Source organism: Metabacillus mesotrionivorans (assembly GCF_052171315.1).
In the GTDB taxonomy this organism is placed as follows: domain Bacteria; phylum Bacillota; class Bacilli; order Bacillales; family Bacillaceae; genus Bacillus_P.
Window position 1 is genome coordinate 744,585 of sequence record NZ_JBQMFF010000001.1, and the last position, 22,400, is coordinate 766,984.

At 43.6% G+C, this 22,400-nt stretch carries 24 protein-coding genes and 2 pseudogenes; 17 read left to right on the forward strand and 9 right to left on the reverse strand.

Annotated elements, in window-relative coordinates; translation table 11 throughout:
* The first annotated feature begins 20 nt into the window (after positions 1 to 20).
* Complete coding sequence (locus ACTSEZ_RS03735) at positions 21 to 581, forward strand: maltose acetyltransferase domain-containing protein (protein WP_369732861.1); 561 nt, start codon at positions 21 to 23, stop codon at positions 579 to 581.
* 70 nt (positions 582 to 651) lie between these two features.
* Here ACTSEZ_RS03735 and ACTSEZ_RS03740 read toward each other — a convergent pair whose 3' ends face one another.
* The 5 genes and pseudogenes from ACTSEZ_RS03740 to ymaG all read right to left on the reverse strand — a co-directional run bounded on the left by ACTSEZ_RS03740 (position 652) and on the right by ymaG (position 2,563).
* Positions 652 to 1,050 (reverse strand): hypothetical protein, encoded by a 399-nt coding sequence (locus ACTSEZ_RS03740; protein WP_369732862.1) that lies wholly within the window; start codon positions 1,048 to 1,050, stop codon positions 652 to 654.
* A gap of 12 nt (positions 1,051 to 1,062) precedes the next feature.
* Entirely contained in the window at positions 1,063 to 1,506 is a 444-nt protein-coding gene (locus tag ACTSEZ_RS03745; protein WP_369732863.1) for an Hsp20/alpha crystallin family protein, read from the reverse strand.
* A 24-nt stretch (positions 1,507 to 1,530) separates the two neighbouring features.
* On the reverse strand, positions 1,531 to 1,773 hold the full coding sequence (locus ACTSEZ_RS03750; protein WP_369732864.1) for a spore germination protein: 243 nt from the start codon (positions 1,771 to 1,773) through the stop codon (positions 1,531 to 1,533).
* 120 nt (positions 1,774 to 1,893) lie between these two features.
* Positions 1,894 to 2,154 (reverse strand): annotated as a pseudogene (locus tag ACTSEZ_RS03755) (spore germination protein); the annotation flags it as partial.
* A gap of 103 nt (positions 2,155 to 2,257) precedes the next feature.
* Positions 2,258 to 2,563 (reverse strand): inner spore coat protein YmaG, encoded by a 306-nt coding sequence (gene ymaG, locus ACTSEZ_RS03760; RefSeq protein ID WP_369733078.1) that lies wholly within the window; start codon positions 2,561 to 2,563, stop codon positions 2,258 to 2,260.
* Between the two features lie 220 nt (positions 2,564 to 2,783).
* On the opposite strand from ymaG, the gene ACTSEZ_RS03765 reads away from it, so the two are divergent.
* The 10 genes and pseudogenes from ACTSEZ_RS03765 to ACTSEZ_RS03810 all read left to right on the forward strand — a co-directional run bounded on the left by ACTSEZ_RS03765 (position 2,784) and on the right by ACTSEZ_RS03810 (position 13,230).
* On the forward strand, positions 2,784 to 3,377 hold the full coding sequence (locus tag ACTSEZ_RS03765; protein ID WP_369732865.1) for a GrpB family protein: 594 nt from the start codon (positions 2,784 to 2,786) through the stop codon (positions 3,375 to 3,377).
* A pseudogene (locus ACTSEZ_RS03770) lies at positions 3,374 to 3,921 on the forward strand (flavodoxin family protein). Before ACTSEZ_RS03765 ends, ACTSEZ_RS03770 begins: the two are co-directional and overlap by 4 nt.
* Before the next feature lie 222 nt (positions 3,922 to 4,143).
* The gene (locus ACTSEZ_RS03775) at positions 4,144 to 5,898 is read left to right on the forward strand and encodes an ABC transporter ATP-binding protein (protein ID WP_369732866.1); all 1,755 of its coding nucleotides are present in this window, start codon (positions 4,144 to 4,146) and stop codon (positions 5,896 to 5,898) included.
* Positions 5,899 to 5,906: 8 nt separating this feature from the next.
* Positions 5,907 to 7,727, forward strand: a complete 1,821-nt coding sequence (locus tag ACTSEZ_RS03780) for an ABC transporter ATP-binding protein (RefSeq protein WP_369732867.1) — start codon at positions 5,907 to 5,909, stop codon at positions 7,725 to 7,727.
* A 130-nt stretch (positions 7,728 to 7,857) separates the two neighbouring features.
* Positions 7,858 to 8,403, forward strand: coding sequence for a hypothetical protein (locus ACTSEZ_RS03785; protein WP_369732868.1), 546 nt, complete (start codon positions 7,858 to 7,860; stop codon positions 8,401 to 8,403).
* A 130-nt stretch (positions 8,404 to 8,533) separates the two neighbouring features.
* A complete protein-coding gene (gene yknW, locus ACTSEZ_RS03790; RefSeq protein WP_369732869.1) occupies positions 8,534 to 9,241 on the forward strand; it encodes a YknW family membrane protein in 708 nt (235 codons plus the stop codon).
* Complete coding sequence (locus tag ACTSEZ_RS03795; protein WP_369732870.1) at positions 9,238 to 10,362, forward strand: efflux RND transporter periplasmic adaptor subunit; 1,125 nt, start codon at positions 9,238 to 9,240, stop codon at positions 10,360 to 10,362. Before yknW ends, ACTSEZ_RS03795 begins: the two co-directional genes overlap by 4 nt.
* Positions 10,359 to 11,045, forward strand: a complete 687-nt coding sequence (locus tag ACTSEZ_RS03800; protein WP_369732871.1) for an ABC transporter ATP-binding protein — start codon at positions 10,359 to 10,361, stop codon at positions 11,043 to 11,045. Before ACTSEZ_RS03795 ends, ACTSEZ_RS03800 begins: the two co-directional genes overlap by 4 nt.
* The gene (locus ACTSEZ_RS03805) at positions 11,042 to 12,235 is read left to right on the forward strand and encodes an ABC transporter permease (RefSeq protein ID WP_369732872.1); all 1,194 of its coding nucleotides are present in this window, start codon (positions 11,042 to 11,044) and stop codon (positions 12,233 to 12,235) included. Before ACTSEZ_RS03800 ends, ACTSEZ_RS03805 begins: the two co-directional genes overlap by 4 nt.
* Positions 12,236 to 12,606: 371 nt before the next feature.
* Complete coding sequence (locus tag ACTSEZ_RS03810; RefSeq protein ID WP_369732873.1) at positions 12,607 to 13,230, forward strand: YdcF family protein; 624 nt, start codon at positions 12,607 to 12,609, stop codon at positions 13,228 to 13,230.
* Between the two features lie 13 nt (positions 13,231 to 13,243).
* Here the strand turns inward: ACTSEZ_RS03810 and ACTSEZ_RS03815 are convergent, their stop codons facing one another.
* On the reverse strand, positions 13,244 to 13,891 hold the full coding sequence (locus ACTSEZ_RS03815; RefSeq protein ID WP_369732874.1) for a LysE family transporter: 648 nt from the start codon (positions 13,889 to 13,891) through the stop codon (positions 13,244 to 13,246).
* Positions 13,892 to 14,051: 160 nt separating this feature from the next.
* Here ACTSEZ_RS03815 and lepB point away from each other — a divergent pair, with 160 nt between their 5' ends.
* The 3 genes from lepB to ACTSEZ_RS03830 all read left to right on the forward strand — a co-directional run bounded on the left by lepB (position 14,052) and on the right by ACTSEZ_RS03830 (position 16,036).
* A complete protein-coding gene (gene lepB, locus ACTSEZ_RS03820) occupies positions 14,052 to 14,624 on the forward strand; it encodes a signal peptidase I (RefSeq protein ID WP_369732875.1) in 573 nt (190 codons plus the stop codon).
* 69 nt (positions 14,625 to 14,693) lie between these two features.
* Entirely contained in the window at positions 14,694 to 15,617 is a 924-nt protein-coding gene (locus tag ACTSEZ_RS03825) for a DUF4349 domain-containing protein (RefSeq protein WP_369732876.1), read from the forward strand.
* Between the two features lie 56 nt (positions 15,618 to 15,673).
* Positions 15,674 to 16,036, forward strand: coding sequence for a DUF1499 domain-containing protein (locus tag ACTSEZ_RS03830; protein ID WP_369732877.1), 363 nt, complete (start codon positions 15,674 to 15,676; stop codon positions 16,034 to 16,036).
* Between the two features lie 26 nt (positions 16,037 to 16,062).
* Here ACTSEZ_RS03830 and ACTSEZ_RS03835 read toward each other — a convergent pair whose 3' ends face one another.
* Complete coding sequence (locus ACTSEZ_RS03835) at positions 16,063 to 16,323, reverse strand: hypothetical protein (RefSeq protein WP_369732878.1); 261 nt, start codon at positions 16,321 to 16,323, stop codon at positions 16,063 to 16,065.
* Between the two features lie 162 nt (positions 16,324 to 16,485).
* On the opposite strand from ACTSEZ_RS03835, the gene ACTSEZ_RS03840 reads away from it, so the two are divergent.
* A complete protein-coding gene (locus ACTSEZ_RS03840) occupies positions 16,486 to 18,105 on the forward strand; it encodes an ABC-F family ATP-binding cassette domain-containing protein (protein ID WP_029565524.1) in 1,620 nt (539 codons plus the stop codon).
* An 82-nt stretch (positions 18,106 to 18,187) separates the two neighbouring features.
* Here ACTSEZ_RS03840 and ACTSEZ_RS03845 read toward each other — a convergent pair whose 3' ends face one another.
* On the reverse strand, positions 18,188 to 19,057 hold the full coding sequence (locus ACTSEZ_RS03845) for a glycine betaine ABC transporter substrate-binding protein (protein ID WP_369732879.1): 870 nt from the start codon (positions 19,055 to 19,057) through the stop codon (positions 18,188 to 18,190).
* 219 nt (positions 19,058 to 19,276) lie between these two features.
* Here ACTSEZ_RS03845 and ACTSEZ_RS03850 point away from each other — a divergent pair, with 219 nt between their 5' ends.
* Together ACTSEZ_RS03850 and ACTSEZ_RS03855 are read left to right on the forward strand one after the other, a co-directional pair.
* On the forward strand, positions 19,277 to 20,482 hold the full coding sequence (locus ACTSEZ_RS03850; RefSeq protein ID WP_369732880.1) for a quaternary amine ABC transporter ATP-binding protein: 1,206 nt from the start codon (positions 19,277 to 19,279) through the stop codon (positions 20,480 to 20,482).
* Positions 20,475 to 21,317, forward strand: coding sequence for an ABC transporter permease (locus ACTSEZ_RS03855; protein WP_369732881.1), 843 nt, complete (start codon positions 20,475 to 20,477; stop codon positions 21,315 to 21,317). The genes ACTSEZ_RS03850 and ACTSEZ_RS03855 overlap by 8 nt, the downstream gene beginning before the upstream one ends.
* 92 nt (positions 21,318 to 21,409) lie before the next feature.
* On the opposite strand, the gene ACTSEZ_RS03860 is transcribed toward ACTSEZ_RS03855, so the two are convergent.
* Entirely contained in the window at positions 21,410 to 22,324 is a 915-nt protein-coding gene (locus ACTSEZ_RS03860; protein ID WP_029565528.1) for a CobW family GTP-binding protein, read from the reverse strand.
* Between the last annotated feature and the right edge of the window lie 76 nt (positions 22,325 to 22,400).

Genomic DNA, 22,400 nt, shown 5'->3' on the forward strand with positions numbered 1-22,400 from the left:
AAATCAGAAGGAGGACAACTATGAGAACGGAAAAAGAAATCATGCTTGCAGGAGAAATGTACGACCCTCAAGACAAAACGCTTGTAGAGGAACGAATAAGAGCAAGAAAGCTTGTCCGGCATTTTAACGAAACAACTGAAACAGATCCTGAACGTGTGAGCCTTCTGAAAGAACTCTTAGGTTCAACTGGCGAACATGTCTACATAGAGCCGACCTTCCGCTGTGATTACGGCTCGAATATCCATGTCGGCGAAAACTTTTTCGCTAATTTTGACTGTGTCATTCTGGATGTATGCGAGGTAAGATTCGGAGACAACTGCATGCTTGCACCGGGTGTTCACATCTATACGGCAACTCATCCCTTAAACGCGAAAGAACGTAACAGCGGCAGAGAGTTCGGTAAGCCGGTTACCTTTGGAAACAATGTATGGATCGGGGGAGCTGCTGTCATCAATCCTGGCGTAACGATTGGAGACAATGCTGTGATTGCTTCCGGTGCGGTCGTGACAAAGGACGTGCCTCCAAACACAGTTGTCGGAGGAAATCCGGCAAAGGTTTTGAAAGTGATTGAAAATAACTAACACTAAAAGCTGAAATCGACCTCGATTTCAGCTTTTATTATGTAATGAATGAGGAACTTTCCGGATGTTCCTATTCATCCCGCCTTTTTCGAATGGTTGTCTTCGGCCCTGCTTCCCCGGATTGTTCAAACAGTCTGTTTGTTTTTTCTGAAATCTTATCCGAAAGTTTTGATTGATACGTCGTTCCGATGTTCAGCTGGCCGCTTAATTCGTTGATGCCAAGCTGCCCAAAGTTGCTGCTGAGATCAGCCTGATCGATGTTCAGGTTTTCAATCGTTACGTTCTCGATAATGATCGAACGGGATTCATTCTGCCAAACATCTTTCACCTGTTCTTTAGCCAAATGCTTAACAAGAATGCCGATTTCGTTTTCAAGAGATTCAATTTTTTTCACCAGCTGATCCCGTTCAATCATCGACTGATCTTTAAGGTCTGCCAGCAGTTTTCGTTTAAAATAAGAAAATAGCATAGTATCACACACTTAAGTTAGATTGTTGTGACCTTCTATTGGCTGAATGGGTTCCGCTCTCGAAACAGGATAGGCAGCATAAACAAGACCATGATCGAAGTGGAGGCTGATTTGATTGGCGTGAGCAGGTTCAGGAAGCCGGATGACCCACTCAAAATCCCCGTAGGCCCGATGTTTTTCAAGTTCCATCTCCTGAGGATACAGAGCCCTTTTATGGCCTTTTACAATTAAATCGATATTGGATTTAAGCGCAAATGTGACATCATCGCGTCCAACTCCGGGTAGCTCTATAACTGCACATACATGTGTATCGCTTTTATATAGGTCATAAAGAGGCTTATGGTCTTCCTCAAAAAGCCGCTCAGGCTTTTGCTGATCAAAAATATTCTGCCAGAAATCATTTTTCTGATTGGCATTCGTAAATTCCAGCCATTTTTGAACCTTGTGAATATCCATAGGGCCCCTCCTTTAATCCCTTTTTTATATTTGACTGACAACCGGCATCGACGGATTCGCGATTTGATCCTGATCGCTTACGTCCGGATCAATTGCACATGTATTCATTTGTGAAAAAGTTGGAGAAAAATTGCCAAGGGAAAAATTAACGCCAAAGAATTTGCTGTTTGCGGTATGACTGTTATGGACAGTAGGACCCAAGTCAACATTCCCGTTCTGGGTAACACCGTTGACCTGAAAGTTAAACACATTTATCTGAAAGGGCATAGCTTTAACTCCTTACTTTTTAGTAATAGGAACGTATACCTCAGGAGGTACATCCATATTAGAACCAGGACCAGCCATTGCGGGCACCGGAAATGGAAACCCGTTTACCGGCGGATTTGGAATGGGAACAGGAACCGGCGCCGGAACACCTATACTGATAGGATCAGAGTTGGCAATATCGGTTTGATCATTGACATCCGGATCAATATAAACGTTTTCCATTAATGCCTCTGCAGGGGAGGTGTCACCGTAAGAAGAGTTAAGTCCCTGAGATTTATTGTTGGATGTATGGCTGTTGTGAATCGCTTCCCCAATTGTTACGGATCCGTTGCCTGAAATACTGTTTACCTTTAAGCAGTAGAGATTAACAACTGTAGGCATTGCTTCACCTTCTATTCATCTTTACGTTATCCATATGCAGAAAAGGGCTCATCGGTTCTTGCCCGGAAAAAATAAGAAACGGGAAGAGTCATTCTTCCCGTTTTCAATAATAGCCGTAATAAGGATAATAAGGATAATAAGGATATCCGTATCCATAATAATATGGATTGTAAAGCGAGCTCAGCGCGAGTCCTCCGAGAAGTCCGCCAAAGAACGGAAAACCAAATCCAAACGGATAAAATCCAAACGGTCTGCCAAATCCAAACCCAAACGGACGTCCGAAGCCAAACCCGAACCCCGGTCTGCCAAATCCAAATCCCGGTCTCCCGAAACCAAACCCCGGTCTTCCAAACCCAAATCCCGGTCTTCCAAAACCGCCAAATCCAAACGGCCTTCTGACATCATTCATATCAAGCAGTTCCTGCTGATTTTCCATATTAACATCTCCTTGAACAGGGATAAGCATTTCATCAATGCCTCCACAAAAAAAGTATATGCAGGGAAAAGCTTTGCCGGGTGGGCATCTTTGGAGAAAATTCGTTCGTAACTAAGTCATGCAAAATGCTTTAAAAAAGCTTACAGGAAATGGTACGATAGTCAAGGTGAATTTTTATAAAGGAGTACTGCATATGAAAATTGAGCTTGCGGCATATGATCCGGTTTGGAAAACACTGTTCCAGCAGCATAAAAAAAAGCTTGAAAACTGTTTTAAAAATGCGGATTTTAAAATTGAGCATATCGGAAGCACATCTGTTGAAGGTCTGTCTGCCAAGCCGATAATCGATATTCTGATCGGCGTCCCTGGTGAAAAGGACTTGCCCGATGTGGTTTCAGCTCTTGCAGGAGAGCCATACATATACAAGAAAGTTTACGATCAGGCACTCCCCTTCAGGCGGTTTTTTATTGGGGTAAAAGAGGATGTGCTTGACCTCTATCCAAATCCTGTTGAAGATGAGGGTCTTACGGTTGCCAGGGAGCACAGAACCGCTCATATTCATGCTGTGCCGGTTACGCATCAGTGGTGGGAGGATCATCTTTTGTTCCGTGATCATCTTCGAGCGAGTCCCAATGACCTCAAATACTATGAAGAAACAAAAAGATCCCTCTCTGAAAAAGAGTGGGAAAGCGGCAATGACTATGCATCTGCAAAATCAGATTGTGTCATGCACATACTAAACAAAGCAAAACAGCTGAAAACAAATCAAGAGGAAGTGTCGGAATGAGTGTATTAGCCATATACGGAAGCAGCCGGGAGAACGGTAATTCAGAAAAACTGGCAGATTGGGTGTTAGAGGGAACAGAGCATACGGCTATCTATCTCCGTAAAAAACCATCCTGCCGATTGCTGATAAGCGGCATGAGGAAGGGGGCTTTCAGCCGGTTGAAGATGATTTTGATTCTGTCATTGACGCCTTTCTGAAGGCGGACACGGTTGTCTTTTCAACCCCGCTGTACTGGTACGGAATGTCTGGTTCAATGAAGGACTTTTTCGACCGGTGGTCACAGGCATTACGGGATGAAAAATTATCTTTTAAAGAAACAGTTAAAGGGAAAAAAGCCTATGTAGTCATTGCTGGCGGAGACTCCCCTAGAATAAAGGCATTGCCGCTGATCCAGCAGTTTCAGTATATCTTTGATTTCGTCGGCATGGAATTTTGCGGCTACATTATTGGGGAAGCCAATGCGCCCGGAGATATGGAAAAAGACAAAAAAGCAGCTGCAGAAGCAAAAGTCATGAACGCGCAGATTAAGCATATGAATAGGTAATGTTCAGAAAACATGGATGAGTTCATCCATGTTTTTTTCATGTAAGACCATGTATGGAGGCGTTTCATGATAAAGTTTTAAACCTGTTTCATTAATTAGCATTAATTTTTAAAAAATTGAGTAAAATGACTAGAAATATATTTCGAAACCCGATATATTAAGTAATACGTTGTAAATTTTAAACAGTTGAGGAAACGGTTGAGGCCGGAGGAGGGATAAGAAGTGGAAACATTTAAGAAGCTTAAGGCCTTCTATATGCCTTACAAAAATGATTTTTTATGGTCAATGGCTTTTTTGCTCATTATGACGGGGATTACTGTTGTGTATCCAATGGTGCTTCAGTTTACGATTGATGATGTGGTGCTGAAAAAGCAATTTTCGCTTGTGCCGTGGATTGCCCTGGGCTTTGTCGGAATTATGGTGGTTAAAGGAGTTGCGACATACTTTCATCAGTATCTTGGCGACATGTTCGGCATCAAATCTGTTTACAGATTGAGAAATGAACTATATGAAAAACTGCAGAGGCTGCCGTTCCGCTACTATGATAATGCGAAAACAGGCGACTTGATGTCACGGCTGACAGCAGATGTAGAAGGCTTCCGGTTTTTTCTTTCATTCGGGATTGCTGAACTTATCCGCTTCATTATTCTTATTGCCATCAGTCTGTGCGTCATGTTCTATTACTCTGTGCCGCTCACTTTTGTTACAATTGCGGCTCTTCCGTTTCTTGCCGTAGCGGTCTACCGTTTTGACAAGCGGGTTCATCCGGCATTCAGAAGCATCAGAAAATCGTTTGGAAAGCTGAACACAAACGTGCAGGAAAACATCAGCGGCATTCATACTGTAAAATCATTATCCAGAGAAGATTTTGAAATTTCAAAGTTTAATTCCTCCAACAATGAATACAGACAAAAATATTTGGATACTTCTGATGTCTGGGCAAAATACTTTCCGCTGATGGAGTTTATCGGCAACATCTCAGTTGTTGCTCTATTGGGCTTTGGAGGATATATGGTCATAAACGAAAGTCTTCAGCCCGGGGAACTTGTAGCCTTTTACAGTCTCGTCTGGTACATCATGTGGCCGATTATGAACCTTGGATTTGTCATTAACTTATTTTCCCAGTCAAAGGCATCCGGGGAAAGGCTGCTCGAAATTCTGGAAGCAGATGAAGAAATTACGGACAGGGATGAACAGCTTTCCAGAGAAAAGCTGTCAGGGCATGTCACCTTTAAGAATGTCTCCTTATCATACAATGATCAAGATGTTCCTGCCCTTACAAATGTGTCATTTGATGCGCCTCCAGGGAAAACAATCGGGCTGATAGGCGCCACAGGTTCAGGAAAGACGACGGTCACCCAGCTGATGACACGTTTTTACGAAGCCACTTCAGGACAAATCCTTTTGGACGGCAAAGATATAAAAGATCATACAATTAAAACACTGCGGGGCAGTATTGGAGTTGTCCTCCAGGAATCATTCCTTTTTTCTACGACAATCAAGTCTAATATTGCTTACGGGAAACCAAATGCCACGATGGATGAGATTGTAAATGCGGCAAAACGGGCCCAGGCGCATGATTTTATTATGGAGCTTCCTGAAGGCTACGACACGATGCTCGGTGAGCGGGGAATGGGACTTTCAGGCGGTCAAAAACAGCGGATTTCGATAGCGCGGGCTATATGTGTTGATCCGAGCATTCTGATTCTGGATGACTCAACGAGTGCTGTTGACATGGAAACAGAATTCCGGATTCAAAAGGATTTAAAAATGGTGATGAAGGACCGTACAACGATCATCATTGCCCACCGCATTTCTTCATTAAAACATGCAGATGAAATTATTGTCCTTGAAGACGGCGGGGTCGCAGAGAGAGGGACGCACGAACAGCTGCTTCAGGCTGAAGGCCCATACAGACGAATCTATGATATCCAGTACAAAGATCAGCAAGCCGTAGTTCAGTCAAACGCAGGGTAGGTGGGAACATGAAAACGGATGAAAAACAAAATTTGATTAAACAGAGGTTCTATTATTCAACGGACCAGATTATTGAAAAACCTTTTAACTGGAAGCAGATGGGGCGTCTGATGGGCTATATTAAGCCTTATTCAAAGAATCTTCTGCCGCTGTCTTTTTTAACGGTCATTCTGACAACGATCGTCAGGCTGATTGTGCCGATCCTGATTGGCGTCTATACCCTTGACAAAGCGATCGTCCAAAAAGACCTTGATCTGCTGTGGGTGCTTGTAGGTTCGATTTTCGGACTGTATCTCGTTTCCTATGTTGCGAATACCCTCCGGATCAGGTGGATGAATATGCTCGGGCAAAACGTGATCTATGATTTGCGCAAGCATTTGTTCACCCATGTACAGTCCCTTTCCCACCGTTTCTTTGACTCAAGGTCGGCGGGGTCCATTCTGGTAAGGATCATGAATGACATCAATTCCCTTCAGGAGCTGTTCACAAGCGGGGTTATCAATCTATTAATGGATTTCCTGCTGCTGATCGGCGTTATCGTCATTCTCTTTACTATAAGTCCGCCGCTGGCCCTCGCGATTATGATTATTCTGCCGGTGATGTTTTTTATCTCAACAAGCCTGCGGAAAAAAATCAGAAGGTCCTGGCAGACAGTACGGCTCAAGCAGTCCATGCTGAATTCGCATTTGAACGAGAGTATTCAGGGAATTCGCGTGACGCAGGCGTATACGCAGGAAAAAGAGAACATCGAGTTCTTTGACGGAATCAACACAGAGAACTTCAGCAGCTGGCAGGATGCGACCCAGAAGAATGCCGTGTTCCGTCCATTCGTTGAAATGACTAATGCGATCGGAACAGCGATTCTTATCTGGTTTGGCGCTTCTCTCATTGCAAATGAATCGATTACAATTGGAGAATTTGTTTCGTTTGCTTTTTATCTGGGCATGTTCTGGGAGCCGATTTCAAGACTTGGGCAGGTGTACAATCAGCTGCTGATGGGGATGGCTTCCTCTGAACGGATTTTTGAATTTCTTGATGAAAAGCCAATTGTTTCTGAAAAGGATGACCCTGTTGTCCTGCCGGATATGAAAGGAAACATCGCCTTTGATGAAGTCGAATTTTCCTATGACGGCACCCGAAAGGCATTAAACAGCGTTTCTCTTGAAATCAAGTCCGGCCAGACTGTAGCACTTGTCGGACATACCGGCTCAGGAAAAACAACGATTGCGAGTCTGATCAGCAGGTTCTACGATGCTACCGGGGGCGAAGTGAAAATCGACGGCTACAACATTAAAGATCTTTCAATAGGAAGTCTCCGTTCACAAATCAGTGTGGTTCTGCAGGATACGTTTATCTTTTCCGGCACAATAATGGAAAATATCCGTTTCGGCAGACCGTCAGCGTCAGATGAAGAGGTGATTGCAGCAGCCGAAGCGGTAGGTGCTGATGAATTTATAAAAGATTTGGCGAACGGTTACGCGACAGAAGTGGAAGAGCGGGGGAATGTTCTGTCTGTCGGTGAGCGCCAGCTTCTTTCTTTTGCAAGAGCCATTCTTGCAGACCCCAAAATTCTCATACTTGATGAAGCAACAGCAAGCATTGATACGGAGTCTGAAATGAAAATTCAGCAGGCATTGAAAACGCTGCTGAAGGGCAGAACCGCCATTATGATCGCCCATCGCCTGTCAACCATCCGCGAGGCAGACAACATCATCGTCCTCGACCACGGAAACATTATGGAGCAGGGCAATCATGATGCATTAATGAAACATCAGGGAATTTATTTTGAACTGGTAAAGTCACAGTTTAAAATGCTTGATGCAGGATAACAGCAAAGAGTCAGCCGTTTCGGCTGGCTCATTTTTTTAAGTCTTAATGCTTATTTTGAGGGAAGATTCTATTAAAATGAAACGTTTAGTCAATTGAATTGTATTTTCTAAGAAAGGAGAGTGATATTTTATGGTGAAGAAAAAATCGCTTCTGATAGGTGTGATTTTGATTTTGGCAGCACTTTTTACAGCAGCATGCAGCGGTGAAGAAGATAGGAAGCAGGAAGAGACAGCAGTCAACGAAGTACTGAACCGTCTTTTCACAGGTCCTGATGAAACATTTGCAGATTTAATGCTGAATCCTAAATACAGGAAGGTAGTTAATGGCGAGGAAAAGAATGAGAAATTGGATGCATACATAAAAAAAGAATATGGGCCGTACATGACAGAAGATTACTTAAATACGTTCCTGTCGACGATTGGTGCTCAATACACAATACTGGCATACGAAAATGGATACACGCTGAGTCTTAAAAATCTGACGGTAAAACAGGATGAGAACCAATCCGCGCTTTATATGTTCAGTGCAGAGGTCGGCTATCAGCATAAAAATGGAGAAGAAATAACGGCAAATGTAGAAGGGGAAGCATTATTCTCAACGCAGGAAAAAGAAAAGATCCAGGGATTTCAGAACCTGGATGACGATGGACTGGCAGAAGATTTGAGAGAGGCCTAATAAGCCAGGAATCAGCCGTATGAAAACTCATTAACTGCAAAATATTTTGGGAGTTTTAAGAAAAACTGAAACCTTCTGCTAAACTGGACGTATTACTTACAGAATACATAAAAAGTGGAGGTATATGGATATGGAACATCAAACGAATCCTGTTTTGGAAGGAAACACACCGCCGCCGAATAAACCATCATTATTCGGTATGATTATGAACCCGGGTGAGCAATTTGACCGCATCCGCCAAAACCCTAAAGTGCTTGCGGGTTTTCTGCTTGTTACACTCATGATTTTAATCGGGACGGTGCTTACCGTTTTTCATACGCCGGCGCTAACTGAGGATATGCCGTCTGATATCGGAATGTCATCAGAAGAAGCGGCCATGTTCACTACTGTAATGACTATTGTCGGCATGGCTGTAGGAGCAATCGGAAGCATTGTTGTTCTTATTATTATGGCTGCTATCACTTTAGCTATCGTGAAAATGACCGGTTCGGCTGTAAAGTTCAAACAAATTCTTTCTATGACAATCTATATTTCTTTTGTTACGTCAATCGGCACTCTTTTAAATGGACTTATTGCTTTCTTCATTAAAGATGAAAATTATGTGAATCCTTATACTAGTGTGAACAGCATTGTCGGCGCTGAGGGCGGCCTTGGCGGTCTTTTAATGACGGTTGAAGTTTTCACAATCTGGGGTGTTGTTCTGACGGCGCTGGGTCTTCAGAAAGTGGCAGGTCTATCTAAAGCAGCTTCATGGACAATCGCCCTTATCTTCTTTGCACTTGGAGCTGTTCTTGCTGTAGCCGGCGGAGTGCTGCAAGGACTTGTACCGGCAGCATGAAGAAAAAAATCTGGATATCCATCGGAGTTGCTGCCATTATCGTATTACTTGCAGGTGTGAATGTATACCGTGCCATGAATACAGAAGAGGTTAAAGTCAGCACAGTGAATCTATCAGACCGGGAAATCGTTTCAAAGGTAATGGTTCCCGGCACCCTTAAGTTCCAAAGCGAACAATATATTTATCAGGAGCCGGAAAAAGGCGGAATTGCCGAAATTCTTGTCAAACAAGGGGATGCCGTTAAAGAGGGTACGCCTCTTCTCCGGTATGAAAATGAACAGGCTGCACTTGAAAAAGAACAAAACATGCTTTCTATTGAATCAAGCTATCTAAAGATCAGCCAGCTGAAAGATCAGCTTGATGATCTTGATGAAAAAGAAAAAGAATTAGCAAAGCAGGCAGGTAAAAAAGAAGCAGAAAAAACCGTTGAACCAGAGCGTGATCAGCTTAAGATGGAGCTGAAGATGGCAGACATCGAATTGCGCCAGCTGAATCTGCAGAAAGAAACACTTGAAAAGCAGCTGAACAATCTAGAAGTAAAAAGCGAGATGGCAGGCACCGTTATTGCCGTTGAAGATCAGTATGCACAGTCTGCAGACGGCACGCTGAAAGCGGTTATACATATTGCAAAAACAGATTCCTATATTGTGAGCGGAGTTCTGTCAGAATATGATTCTCTTAAAGTTGCCAAAGACCAGCCTGTAACACTGCGTTCTGATGTCGTGACAGATGCGGAATGGAAGGGGAAGGTCGGTGAAATCGGACTATTGCCGGAAGTTTCTGCAGGCACCATGGGCACAGAGAACACCGCTGTTCAATATCCGGTTGAAGTTATCATTGAAGGTAGTGATATGAAAGCTAAACCCGGCTTTAAGCTGATTATGGAAATTGAAACGGAAAAGCGGAATGTGCAGACAGTGCCTTCTGATGCGGTCAAACAGGACGGAGAAGACTATTACGTCTATACAGTTGAAGACGGCAAAACAAAGAAGAAAACAGTTGAGATCGGAACAGCTTCCTCTGATTATATGGAAATTAAAGAAGGGCTGACAGACAAAGATCAAGTGGTGGCAAAACCACAGGACGATCTTCTGAGCGGGACGGAAGTGACGGTCAAATGATCAGGCTTTCCGGCATCACAAAGAGCTATAAGGTCGGAAAAGATTCCTTTGATGTGCTGAAGAATATTGATCTTGACATTGAAGAGGGAGAATTCATCTCGATCATGGGGCCTTCCGGTTCCGGCAAATCCACATTGATGAATATTATCGGCTGCCTTGACCGTCCGTCCGCCGGACATTACTACCTTGATGGAACCGATGTAGCAGGGTATCAGGATACAGAGCTTGCAGGCGTCCGGAATCTCTCCATCGGCTTTGTATTTCAGCAGTTTCAGCTTCTTCCGAGACTGACAGCGATTAAAAACGTTGAACTGCCTATGGTTTATGCGGGCATTAAAAAGAAAGAGCGGGAGGAAAGAGCAAGGCTTGCACTTGAAAAGGTCGGTCTTGCTGAGCGGATCAATCACCTGCCGAATGAACTCTCCGGAGGACAAAAGCAGCGAGTTGCCATTGCCCGGGCCATCGTCAACCAGCCCCGACTGATTCTTGCCGACGAGCCGACAGGCGCTCTGGACACGAAAACAAGTGTATCAATCATGGAGCAATTTTCTGCTCTTAATTTGGAAGGAACAACCGTTATTATCGTCACCCATGAACAGGAAGTAGCCGACTATACGAAGAGAATTATTATGGTCAGAGACGGAGTAATCACCTCAGAGGGTGCAGAAAGGAGAAACGCATGAGCTTTATTGAAAACATCAGAATGGCGTTCTCCTCTGTCCTTGCACATAAACTCAGATCCATCTTAACAATGCTCGGTATCATCATTGGCGTTGCCTCAGTCATTCTTGTTGTGGCAATCGGCCAGGGCGGTGAACAGATGCTTAAATCGCAGTTCACAGGTTCGAGCAATACAGTTGAAGTTTTTTACCAGCCAAGTGAGGAAGAACTGCAGTCAGACCCCAATGCATACATGAAGTCTGCTTTCGACCAGTCCGATATTAACGATCTGTCAGGAATTCCGGAGGTTGAAAAGGTTGTGGCTTCAAGCTCTGAGTTTATGCAGGTGCGCCATAAAGAGGAAGTGGCGGACACGTCCATTTACAGCATCAATCAGGCATACATAGAAGTGAACGAGCTGAAAATTGAATCTGGAAGAAATCTGATGGAAGCCGATTTTATCGGAGGAAACAGAGCCGGTATTATCAGTCAGGAGACAAAAAAAGAGCTTTTTAAAGATACAGACCCTGTCGGCCAAATTGTCTGGGTCAACGGGCAGCCATTTGAAATTGTCGGGGTGCTCGAAAAACCGGAGGGCCTCTTCTCCTTCGGCTCACTGGAAATCTACCTTCCCTCAAACACTTACCGTGCATCGTTCGGAAAATCGGATTTCAATCAGGTGACATTGCAGGCAAAAGATGCAGAAAGCCTGCAGGAAGCAGGAAAAAAAGCGACGGCCATGCTGAACAAAAAGCATGACACAGAAGAGTCCTACCAGGTGTTTAATATGGAGGAAATCGCTGAAGGAATTGGTCAGGTAACAAGGATCATGACATTGATCATCGGTTCGATTGCAGGTATTTCTCTCTTTGTCGGCGGAATTGGCGTCATGAACATTATGCTCGTTTCAGTCACAGAAAGAACCCGGGAAATCGGCATAAGAAAAGCGCTTGGAGCGACAAAGCGCCAAATACTGACCCAGTTTCTTATTGAATCCATCACACTTACTCTTATCGGAGGCATCATTGGAATTCTGCTCGGTGCAGGAGGAGCTTCCCTTGTTTCCGTCTTTGCAGGCTGGCCGTCACTGGTTTCCTGGCAAGTCATTTTAGGAGGCCTCGCATTCTCAATGGTCATCGGCATCATTTTCGGCATGCTGCCGGCAAACAAAGCAGCCCGCCTTGATCCTATCGATTCCCTGCGTTATGAATAAACAATTTTTCTGGACGGATTTGGTTCAGGTACTGAAAAAGTTTTTAGACACACCGACGAGCTTCAGCAATCGGTGTGTTTTTATTTTGAGTACTTGTCCGAATGACTGCTAGTGGACTGCAGCGGAAGGCACTTGATTCCTGCGGAATGAAGAGGGAATGGGAGACCCCGCAGGCTGGCCGAGGAGGCTCCCATCCCTCCCCGCGGAAAGATAGTGACTGTAGCGAAAGGGAACGGTATCACTAACGCAAAAAATACCAACCTTTAAAAATCCATAAACAGGAAAATCCCAAAAAACCCTTGCTACGCGGTTGTGATGATGATACAAAGGGAATAGAGATTTTATGTGCCACGAGATTGGAATGATGTAAGATGAAACTTGCAGGAACGCTTATAAAACTGACAATGATAGCGGTTATCGGATTGTTCCTTTATGCTTCAGCAAGCATATGGTTCTATGGAAACAAACATGATTCAGTTAAAACAGATGCAGCGGTAGTTCTTGGAGCAGCCGCCTGGGGAGAAGATCCGTCTCCTGTTTTCAAAGAACGCATCAATCATGCCATTAAACTGTACAAGGAAAAAAAGGTGGAGAAAATTATTTTTACAGGCGGAAAAGCGATTCAGACCGATCTGCCTGAATCTGTAGTCGGTAAAAACTATGCAGTCGATCATGGTGTCCGCGAATCAGATATTTTAGTTGAGACAAGTTCCAGACTGACAGAAGACAATTTGAAATTTGCCTATGAAAAAGGGAAAAAAGCAGGCATTGAATCATATACCATTGTGAGTGACCCTTACCATATGAAGCGATCGGTGCTGCTGGCAGAAAAAATCGGGATGAACGTTTACTCATCTCCAACCACCACATCCGCATACAGAACATGGGAAACGAAACTTCCCGTTTACTCAAAGGAAGTGCTGTTCTATGCAGGGTATCTTGTGACGCTTCCATTTGAAATGATGAACAAAAAAGAGGAATTGCCCAGCGGGTAATCCTCTTTTTTGTTTAAATAAGCAGCGTGAACAAATGTGAAAGCAAATAAAAACTGTACCCAAGGAGATAAGCTCCGGCAGCAAACGATACAGCTTTAAGAATCCAATCTTTCAAATAATTTCTTAGAAAATGAACCGTCATCGCAACATTGATGTTCCATAATATTATTCCTGCAATAATCAGCATGCTGAAGAGGAAAAGGTACATGAAAGAATGTCCAGGGCCAAGAGTTGTTAAACTTGAACCGTAAACACCAAGCCAGAAAATAAAGATAAACGGATTGGCAAGAGCAATGAAAAACCCTGTCCAGTAGGAACTCTTTTCAGCAGGAGTTTCACTTGCGCGGTCCAGCATGTTTTCATCAGACAGCGCGCTCTTCATGCTTTTTATGCCAAGCCTCGCCAGCAATAAAAAACCGGCAGCGCAAAGAACATATGAAAAGAACGAATGAGTAAGATAAACGGCAAGTCCGAGAAATATAAGAAACATAAGGACCATATCGATCGTGACTGCACCGAGTCCGACGAACATGGAAGGCCAAAACCCTCCTCTAATCCCCCTTCTGATCATCTCGAGCTTTATCGGGCCGACCGGAGCAGCAAGACTGATCCCAAGCACAAGCGGTTTTATAATAAACAAAATCATATCCAATTTGTTCAACTGCCTTTCCATCCTTGTCCCTAAAGTGTATTCAGATGGCTGTCTATTTCGTCCTTCAATTTTTGGGGGAGAGGAATTTTTTTACTTTAGAGGAATTTTACTTGTTTTCGGCAAACTTAATTACAAACGCCTGATTTTTGGAATTTCACAAATAGGATGTATGGAAGGACTGCAGAGGAGGTTGATTAGTAGAATGAAGCGGCATTCTTTTATTGAATGGGGAAAGGCAGTTCTCTTTGCTGCAGGACTGGCTCTTTTAATCAGACTGTTCTTATTTGAACCCTACATGGTGGAGGGGTCCTCGATGGATCCGACGCTTCATGACGGAGAGAGACTGTTTGTAAACAAAGCCCTGTTTGTTTTCGGTGGCATAAGGCATGGTGATATTGTGATTATCAGCGGACAAGAGAAAGGGATTCATTATGTCAAGCGGGTAATTGGATTACCGGGGGACAAAGTAGAAGTAAGAGACCATAAAGTGCGTGTAAATGGACTGCCGTCACATGAACCGTATATCAAATCGAACGAACAGAAGGCAGCGGAACTTGGCACATACATTATGGAAGACTTTCCGCCAGTCAAAGTTCCAAAAGACGAGGTGTTTGTCATGGGTGATAACCGCGCGAACAGCATGGATTCACGAAATGGACTCGGCAGCATTAAAATCAGCCGCATCGAGGGAAAAGCAGCATTCATTTTTTATCCCTTTGAAAAAATAAGGTCAACAAAATAATAGAAAGAATGTAACGAAATGGAAAACACTCTCGTCTAATCGTGTAAAGAAAAAGGGGAGTGTCAATACATGAGAAAATTCGCGGTATCTTTATTCATGATTATTTTAATCCTGATCGTCTCAGCCTGCAGCAGTTCAGAGAATTCAAAAATGGACAGCTCAGGAAGTTCATCAGAAGAAATGTCCAATGCTGACTTTGCGGAGAAATCCGAAAAACCGGCTCCTGAAGAAACGACGATGCAAAATGACAGCAAAACAGCAGCACCTATTCCGCAAGACCGCAAAGTGATCTACACGGCTGACATGTCCGTGAGGGTGAAAAGCTATCAGGAAGCTGTGTTATCCATACAGAAAACACTTGCTTCACTAGGCGGATATATCATGGAATCAAATACATATTCAGGGGAAGAAGACCAGCCCCAGGAAGGGACGCTGACCGTAAAAGTCCCTCAGGAAGCCTTTCAGTCATTCCTGAATACGGTTGAAAAGGGAAGCATCAAGGTTGAAAACCAAACAGTTTCAGGACAGGATGTAACGGAGGAATATGTGGATTTAGAATCAAGGCTTAAATCAAAAAAGACTGTTGAGGAGAGGCTCCTGAGCTTTATGAAAGAAGCTCAAAAAACGGAGGACCTTTTGAAAATTTCAAATGATTTAAGTGCTGTTCAGGAAGAAATTGAACAGCTTACAGGAAGAATCAATTACTTAAACAATCAAACATCTTTCGCCACTGTTTCCATACATCTATCAGAAAATAAAATCAATGTTCCCGGCCTTGAGAATGAAAACCTGAATACATGGCAGAAAACAAAACAGAAGTTCATGGAAAGCTTAAATACCCTTTTGTCAGCAGGTTCAGCCATCATCGTCTTTACAGCAGGAAATTTGCCTGTACTTGCCGTGCTCTTCCTTGCCGGCTTTGCCATATGGCTTGCTGTAAAAAAACGTATGAACAGGAACGATCCGGCACCCCCGGCTGATATGGGTGACTGATTCTGTGTTTTCTTTTTTCTCAGATTGGGAAAAAGAAGGAAAAGGCGGGATGAATAATGACAATAAAAGCATGTTCAAAGCTTACAAAAAATTGTGTGTCAACGGCAAATGAAAAAGGCGGGCGGAGCATGAATCCCATCACGTATTCATGCAGTGCATCTGAAGCAATGAATCACCTGCGCAATGTTCTTTATTCCATGAAGGGCGCTGAAATTGCCGAGCAGAGCGGTACCCGTCTTCATGCGGTATTTACGTCGGATAAAATGAAATTTAAAGATGATGTGGAATTTGAAATGAATGACAAAGCAAAAAAAATTCATTTTAGATCGGCTTCCCGAACCGGCTATTATGACTTCGGTGTTAACCGCAGGCGCATGGAGGAGATTGAGGAGAGATTTAAAAAAGAATCCGGAACGTAAAAAATCAGACAGGTGTCTGATTTTTTTTACGTATAGATGAGGGTTAAGATCAGCATGGTGATAAAGACAGAACCAATTATCCCAAGGATTGTTTTTGGAAACGAAACTCTTTCATCTATTTTTCCAAGCCGGGTGAGAATCTTTTTGCTGAAGTAATGCACAAGCAGATATATAATCACAAGACCAATGAAAAAGGTCATATTGCTTGTTTTAAATCCTGTATAAGCGAGAAAGAGCCCCGTAAAGAAGATATACAGAGAATATTCCATTAAAGTCAGTAATTTCATAGCAGATACCTCCGTGATGTACTGAACATAATCCTACCATAAAAACCGGAGATTCAACATGTCAGGACTGTGAACATTGAAATCAGTTCCTGTATGCATATTTTTTTCTTCCGGTTCGTGTTATAATTTTGTAGATATTGTATAGATGGAGGCTTAACTTTAATGATAACAGTAAGCAATGTAGGATTGCGCTATGGTGACCGCAAACTTTTTGAAGATGTTAATATAAAATTCACACCGGGAAACTGCTACGGATTAATCGGGGCAAACGGTGCAGGCAAATCAACATTTATTAAAATTCTCTCTGGAGAAATTGAAGCACAGTCCGGCAATGTAAGCATGGGACCTGGAGAGCGTCTTGCTGTCCTGAAACAGAACCACTTCGAGTACGAGGAAATTGAAGTGATGCAGGTCGTTATTATGGGCCATGCACGTCTGTATGAAGTCATGCAGGAGAAGGATGCAATCTATATGAAAGCTGATTTCTCAGATGAAGACGGCATGCGTGCGGCTGAGCTTGAAGGTGAATTTGCAGAGCTTAACGGATGGGAAGCAGAAAGTGAGGCTGCCATTCTTTTAAAAGGACTTGGCATCACTGAAGATCTTCATGCGAAGAAAATGGCAGATCTTACGGGCGGAGACAAAGTGAAGGTTCTTCTTGCACAGGCTCTGTTCGGCAAACCGGATGTTCTTCTTCTGGATGAGCCTACCAACCACCTTGACATCAAGGCGATTCAATGGCTTGAAGAATTCCTGATCAACTTTGAGAATACCGTCATCGTTGTATCCCATGACCGTCATTTCCTGAACAAAGTATGTACTCATATCGCTGACCTTGACTACGGTAAAATCCAGCTTTATGTCGGAAACTACGACTTCTGGTACGAATCAAGCCAGCTTGCATCCCGAATGGCTTCGGATGCGAACAAGAAAAAAGAAGAAAAAATCAAAGAGCTTCAGGCGTTCATTGCACGCTTCAGTGCGAATGCATCAAAATCCAAGCAGGCCACTTCAAGAAAGAAACTGCTTGATAAAATATCGCTTGATGACATCAGGCCTTCTTCCAGACGCTATCCGTATGTCGGATTTTCACCTGAGCGCGAAATCGGGAATGATGTTCTCCGCGTAGACGGCATTTCTAAAACGATTGACGGCGTGAAAGTGCTTGATAATGTCAGCTTTATCATGAACAAAGAGGACAAAATTGCCTTAGTCGGCCGCGACGAAATTGCGATTACAACGCTCTTCAAAATTCTGATGGGTGAAATGGAGCCTGACAGCGGAACGTTCAAATGGGGAATTACAACTTCCCAGGCCTATTTCCCGAAAGACAACAGCGAGTTCTTTGAAGGTGTCGACATGAACCTTGTTGACTGGCTCCGCCAGTATTCGCCGAATGACCAAAGCGAGAGCTTCCTTCGCGGTTTCCTTGGCAGAATGCTGTTCTCAGGTGAAGAAGTGCTTAAAAAAGCAAGCGTTCTGTCCGGAGGAGAAAAAGTACGCTGCATGCTTTCAAAAATGATGCTCAGCAGCTCAAACATTCTGCTTCTTGACGAACCGACGAACCACTTGGACCTTGAGTCAATTACAGCACTGAACAACGGTCTTATTGCTTTCAAAGGCGCTATGATCTTTACGTCACATGACCATCAGTTTGTACAGACGATTGCCAACCGCATCATTGAGGTGACTCCAAACGGCGTTGTCGACAAGCAAATGACGTATGATGAGTACCTTGAAAATGAAGATGTTCAAAAGCAAGTACAGGGGTTGTACGCTTAATTTAAAACAAAGGACCGCCAATTCATTTGGCGGTCCTTTGTTTTTGCTTCTTATTTTAAGCTTGAAGTAATCTAGCGGGCCGTTACTCTTCGGTCCAGCTGTCAACAAGTTCCCTGTTTTTTTCGATCCATTTTTTTGCCCCTTTTTCATAGGCATCAGGTTCCTGAGTCAGTGATTCTTCCTGTACTTCTTTAATGAGCGAATTCAGCTGTTCATCATTCATTTCCCATTCAGACATCCATTTGCCGATTTCAGGATGGTCCTTTTCGAATCCTGTTCGTGACATAGAATGTATTTTATCAGGCGCACCAAATACGTTTTTAGAATCCTTCAGATACTTTATTTCATAATCTGCAAAAACCCAATGAGGATTCCAGAGAGTGACTGCAATTGGCTGTTTCTTTTCATACGCTTTTTTAAATTCAGTCAGCATGGCAGCTTCCGAAGACTCGACAAGTTCAAGTTCAAGCCCGTACGCTTTTTTGGCTTTCGATGTCAGCTGCATCAAGCTTGATCCCGGGTCGATTCCGATGATTTCCCCGTTTACCTGCCCTTTTTTTGAATTCAGATCTTCGATGCTGTTAATATCTTTTACATATGCCGGTACAGCAATCCCCATTTTTGTACCCTCGAACCAAGGTTCCCCGATTTCCACATCTTCTTTAAACTTATCGTACAGGGGCTTGTCTGTAAGAGGGAGCCATACTTGTCCGGTGACATCAATGTCCCCTCTGGATATACCGGTCCATAGAGCAATTTTTTCAAGTTCGATAATTTCTGTATCATAGCCTTTCTCTTCCAGGATGATTTTCCACAAGTAAGCAGTAGAAATGTTATCAATCCAGTTCACCATGCCGATTTTTATCTTCTTGTCTGAATTTGCCGGGGCACAGGATGCAAGTAATGCTGATAAAAGAATAATTGAAGATAGTGCATAAAAATATTTTTTCACGTATTGAACCTCCAAAGGATATATGTATATCACGTTATATTCCCTTAAAAACTTTTCTAGAAACATAAAATTGTTTTGTTTTTCTTAGGATCGGGTACTATCTATTAGGTCCCAAACATCCGTCTTTCTTTATTCTGCCAATTAGAACGGAAAACTTACATATTTCATTTTTATGAAGTGAAAACTGATACAAAGAAGTCGCTAGCGAGAGGTGTTTTGATGAAAAAGGTGAAGTTGAAAGTTGATGAAGTCACAAAAGTATTCGGAAAGAACCCGCAAAAAGCAGTTGCTATGCTTAAAAAAGGGAGCTCAAAGGCGGATATTCTTAAAGAAACCGGAATGACCGTTGGTGTTAACCGGGCGAGCTTTGAGGTCTATTCGGGAGAGATCTTCGTCATTATGGGTCTGTCAGGCAGCGGGAAATCAACGTTGGTCAGGCTGCTGAATAAGCTTATTGATCCTACATCCGGCCATATTTTTATAGATGATGAGGACATTATGAAGCTGAAGGGAGATGCTCTCAGAGAAATTCGGAGAAAGAAAATGAGCATGGTTTTTCAGCGATTTGCTTTATTTCCCCACCGAACGGTCGTTGAAAACGTTGAGTATGGTCTTGAAATTCAGGGCTGGAAGAAAAAAGAGCGTTATCAGCGGGCCAGAGAATCTCTTGAGCTCGTAGGATTAAAAGGGTACGCAGACAGCTATCCGGGTGAACTGAGCGGGGGCATGCAGCAGCGGGTGGGTCTTGCCCGTGCACTGGCAAACGCACCGGATGTTCTTTTAATGGATGAAGCCTTCAGCGCACTTGATCCGCTGATTAGAAAAGATATGCAGGATGAACTGCTTGAGCTTCAGGAAAAAATGGAGAAAACAATTATCTTTATTACCCATGATCTTGATGAAGCCCTTCGCATTGGGGACAGGATTGCTCTGATGAAGGACGGATCAATCGTCCAGATAGGGACTCCTGAGGAAATTATGACTCATCCGGCTGATGAATATGTTGAGCGGTTCGTAGAAGATGTGAATCTGTCCAAGGTCATAACGGCAGGATCCATCATGAACCGGGCGGAAACCATCCAGATCGACAGAGGACCTCGTGTAGCACTGACGCTTATGCGAGATGCAGGCTATTCGAGTGTGTATGCCGTAGATAAAAAGCAGACACTGATTGGCCTGATCACAGCTGACGATGCGGTAAAAGCGATTAAAGAAAACGTGCCGACTGAAACATATGTGAAAAGAGAAATGCCTTATGTGGAGCTTGACACAGTGCTTGAGGATCTATATGAAAAGATGGCTGCGAGCAAGTACCCTCTGCCGGTAGTAGATGAAAACAGAAGAATCAAAGGTGTAATAAAACGCGAGAAAGTCATTCAGGCACTGGCGGGAACAGAATCAAAGGAGGTGCAGCCGCATGAATAATATCCCCAAAATACCTGTTGGAAAATGGGTTGATGGATTTGTTACCTATTTAAATGAAAGCTTTGAAGAGTTCTTCGGATGGCTTTCAAATGGCATTGAAGGATTTACAGATTTCATTGTTTACGGTCTGATGGCCATACCTGCACTGCTGCTGATATTGATTGTCGCAGCGATAGCCTGGTTTGTCAGCAGAAGCTGGTCCCTTCCTTTACTGTCACTGGCAGGGCTTCTGTTTATTTTGAATCTTGGATACTGGGAGCAAATGATAGACACACTCTCACTGGTCCTTACTTCTGTAATCATATCCGTTATTATTGGAGTGCCTCTTGGTATCATCGCTTCACAAAACGATGCCTTTTCAAAGATTTTAACGCCAATACTTGACCTGATGCAGACTATGCCCGCTTTTGTTTACTTAATTCCAGCCATTCTCTTTTTTGGAATCGGCGTTGTGCCTGGCATTATTGCTTCTGTCATTTTTGCCATGCCGCCTACCATCAGGCTTACTAACCTTGGAATCAGACAGGTTCCGGAGGACCTCGTTGAAGCGGCGAACGCTTTCGGATCGACTACCGCTCAGAAATTGATGAAGGTAGAACTGCCGCTTGCTACAAAAACCATTATGGCAGGTGTCAACCAGAGCATTATGCTTGCGCTGTCCATGGTGGTCATCGCTTCTCTGGTCGGTGCACCGGGACTTGGAGTCGACGTTTACCGGGCGGTCACACGTATTGAAGTAGGAAGAGGATTCGAAGCAGGAATATCAATCGTTATCCTTGCCATTATTTTGGACCGTATCACACAGCATTTGGGCACTCGTAAAAAAGAGGTATAAAGAGACTTTGCACAAGTATGAAATACTGAAGACTGTGCAGCTCAGTATAGACGTTAAAAAACCTTCCTGCAGCAGGTGTGCAGGAAGGTTTTTCAGTGCTGCAGACTGGTAAGCTCTTGCTTCAGCCAGTCATGATCCAGGTTTTCTCCAATAAAGACAAGGGTTTTTTTCATTTTAACAGGTTCTTTCATATAAAGCGGCATCCCGTAGGAATACTGAAAAAGATACGTTTCCGCCGAGCGGGTAAAAGCAACATAGCCTTTTACCCGGTAGATCGTATCAGGCATCGTTCGCAGGAAGTTCTCAAATGAGTCAAAATCAATTGGACCTGTAAAGGTATGAACATACGTTTTTAAATGCAGATGATGCTCGACATGTGTCTGCTCGTGCTCACGTCTCTTCATGCGTGACACCTGCTGAAAATCACTCAGGCGGACGGATGCAAACTGGGTAAGCAGTACCTTGGATGCAGGAGCTATGTTCTGAATATCCATTACAAGGGACGCCTGCTCAGAGTCTGATAAGGCATCGATTTTATTAAGAAGCACAACATCTGCATGATGAATCTGCTCCTGAAGCAGTTTCTGAAGCTGAATGCTGAGACCGGTACGGTCGTGATAGCGTGGGCCGTCGACAAGGGTGACAATGGCTCCAATCGCAAGTTTGTCTGCAAAAACAGGAGACAAACAGGCGTCAAGGACTTCAATTGGATGTGCTGCACCTGTTGTTTCAATATAGATGGCATCAAGCTCATACTGCGAAAGCATGCCTTGAAGCTGTGCTTCGAGCTGTCCCTGCATCGTGCAGCAGACACACCCGTTGAGCAGTTCTTTCAGCGGAATATCATCAGAAACAGCATCCGAATCTATGGATATTTTACCGAGCTCGTTCATCACGACGGCAATTTTTCTTCCGTTTTCTTGTTCCTGTTTTAGGATATTTTTTAATAGAGTGGTTTTCCCTGCCCCTAAAAATCCGGACAGAATGTAGACTTCTACTGATTTCATATCATGTACGCTCCGTTCTATAAGCTATTTTTCTATCGTACATGAAGGCTGTATGCAGCGTCAATTCCAATAGAAA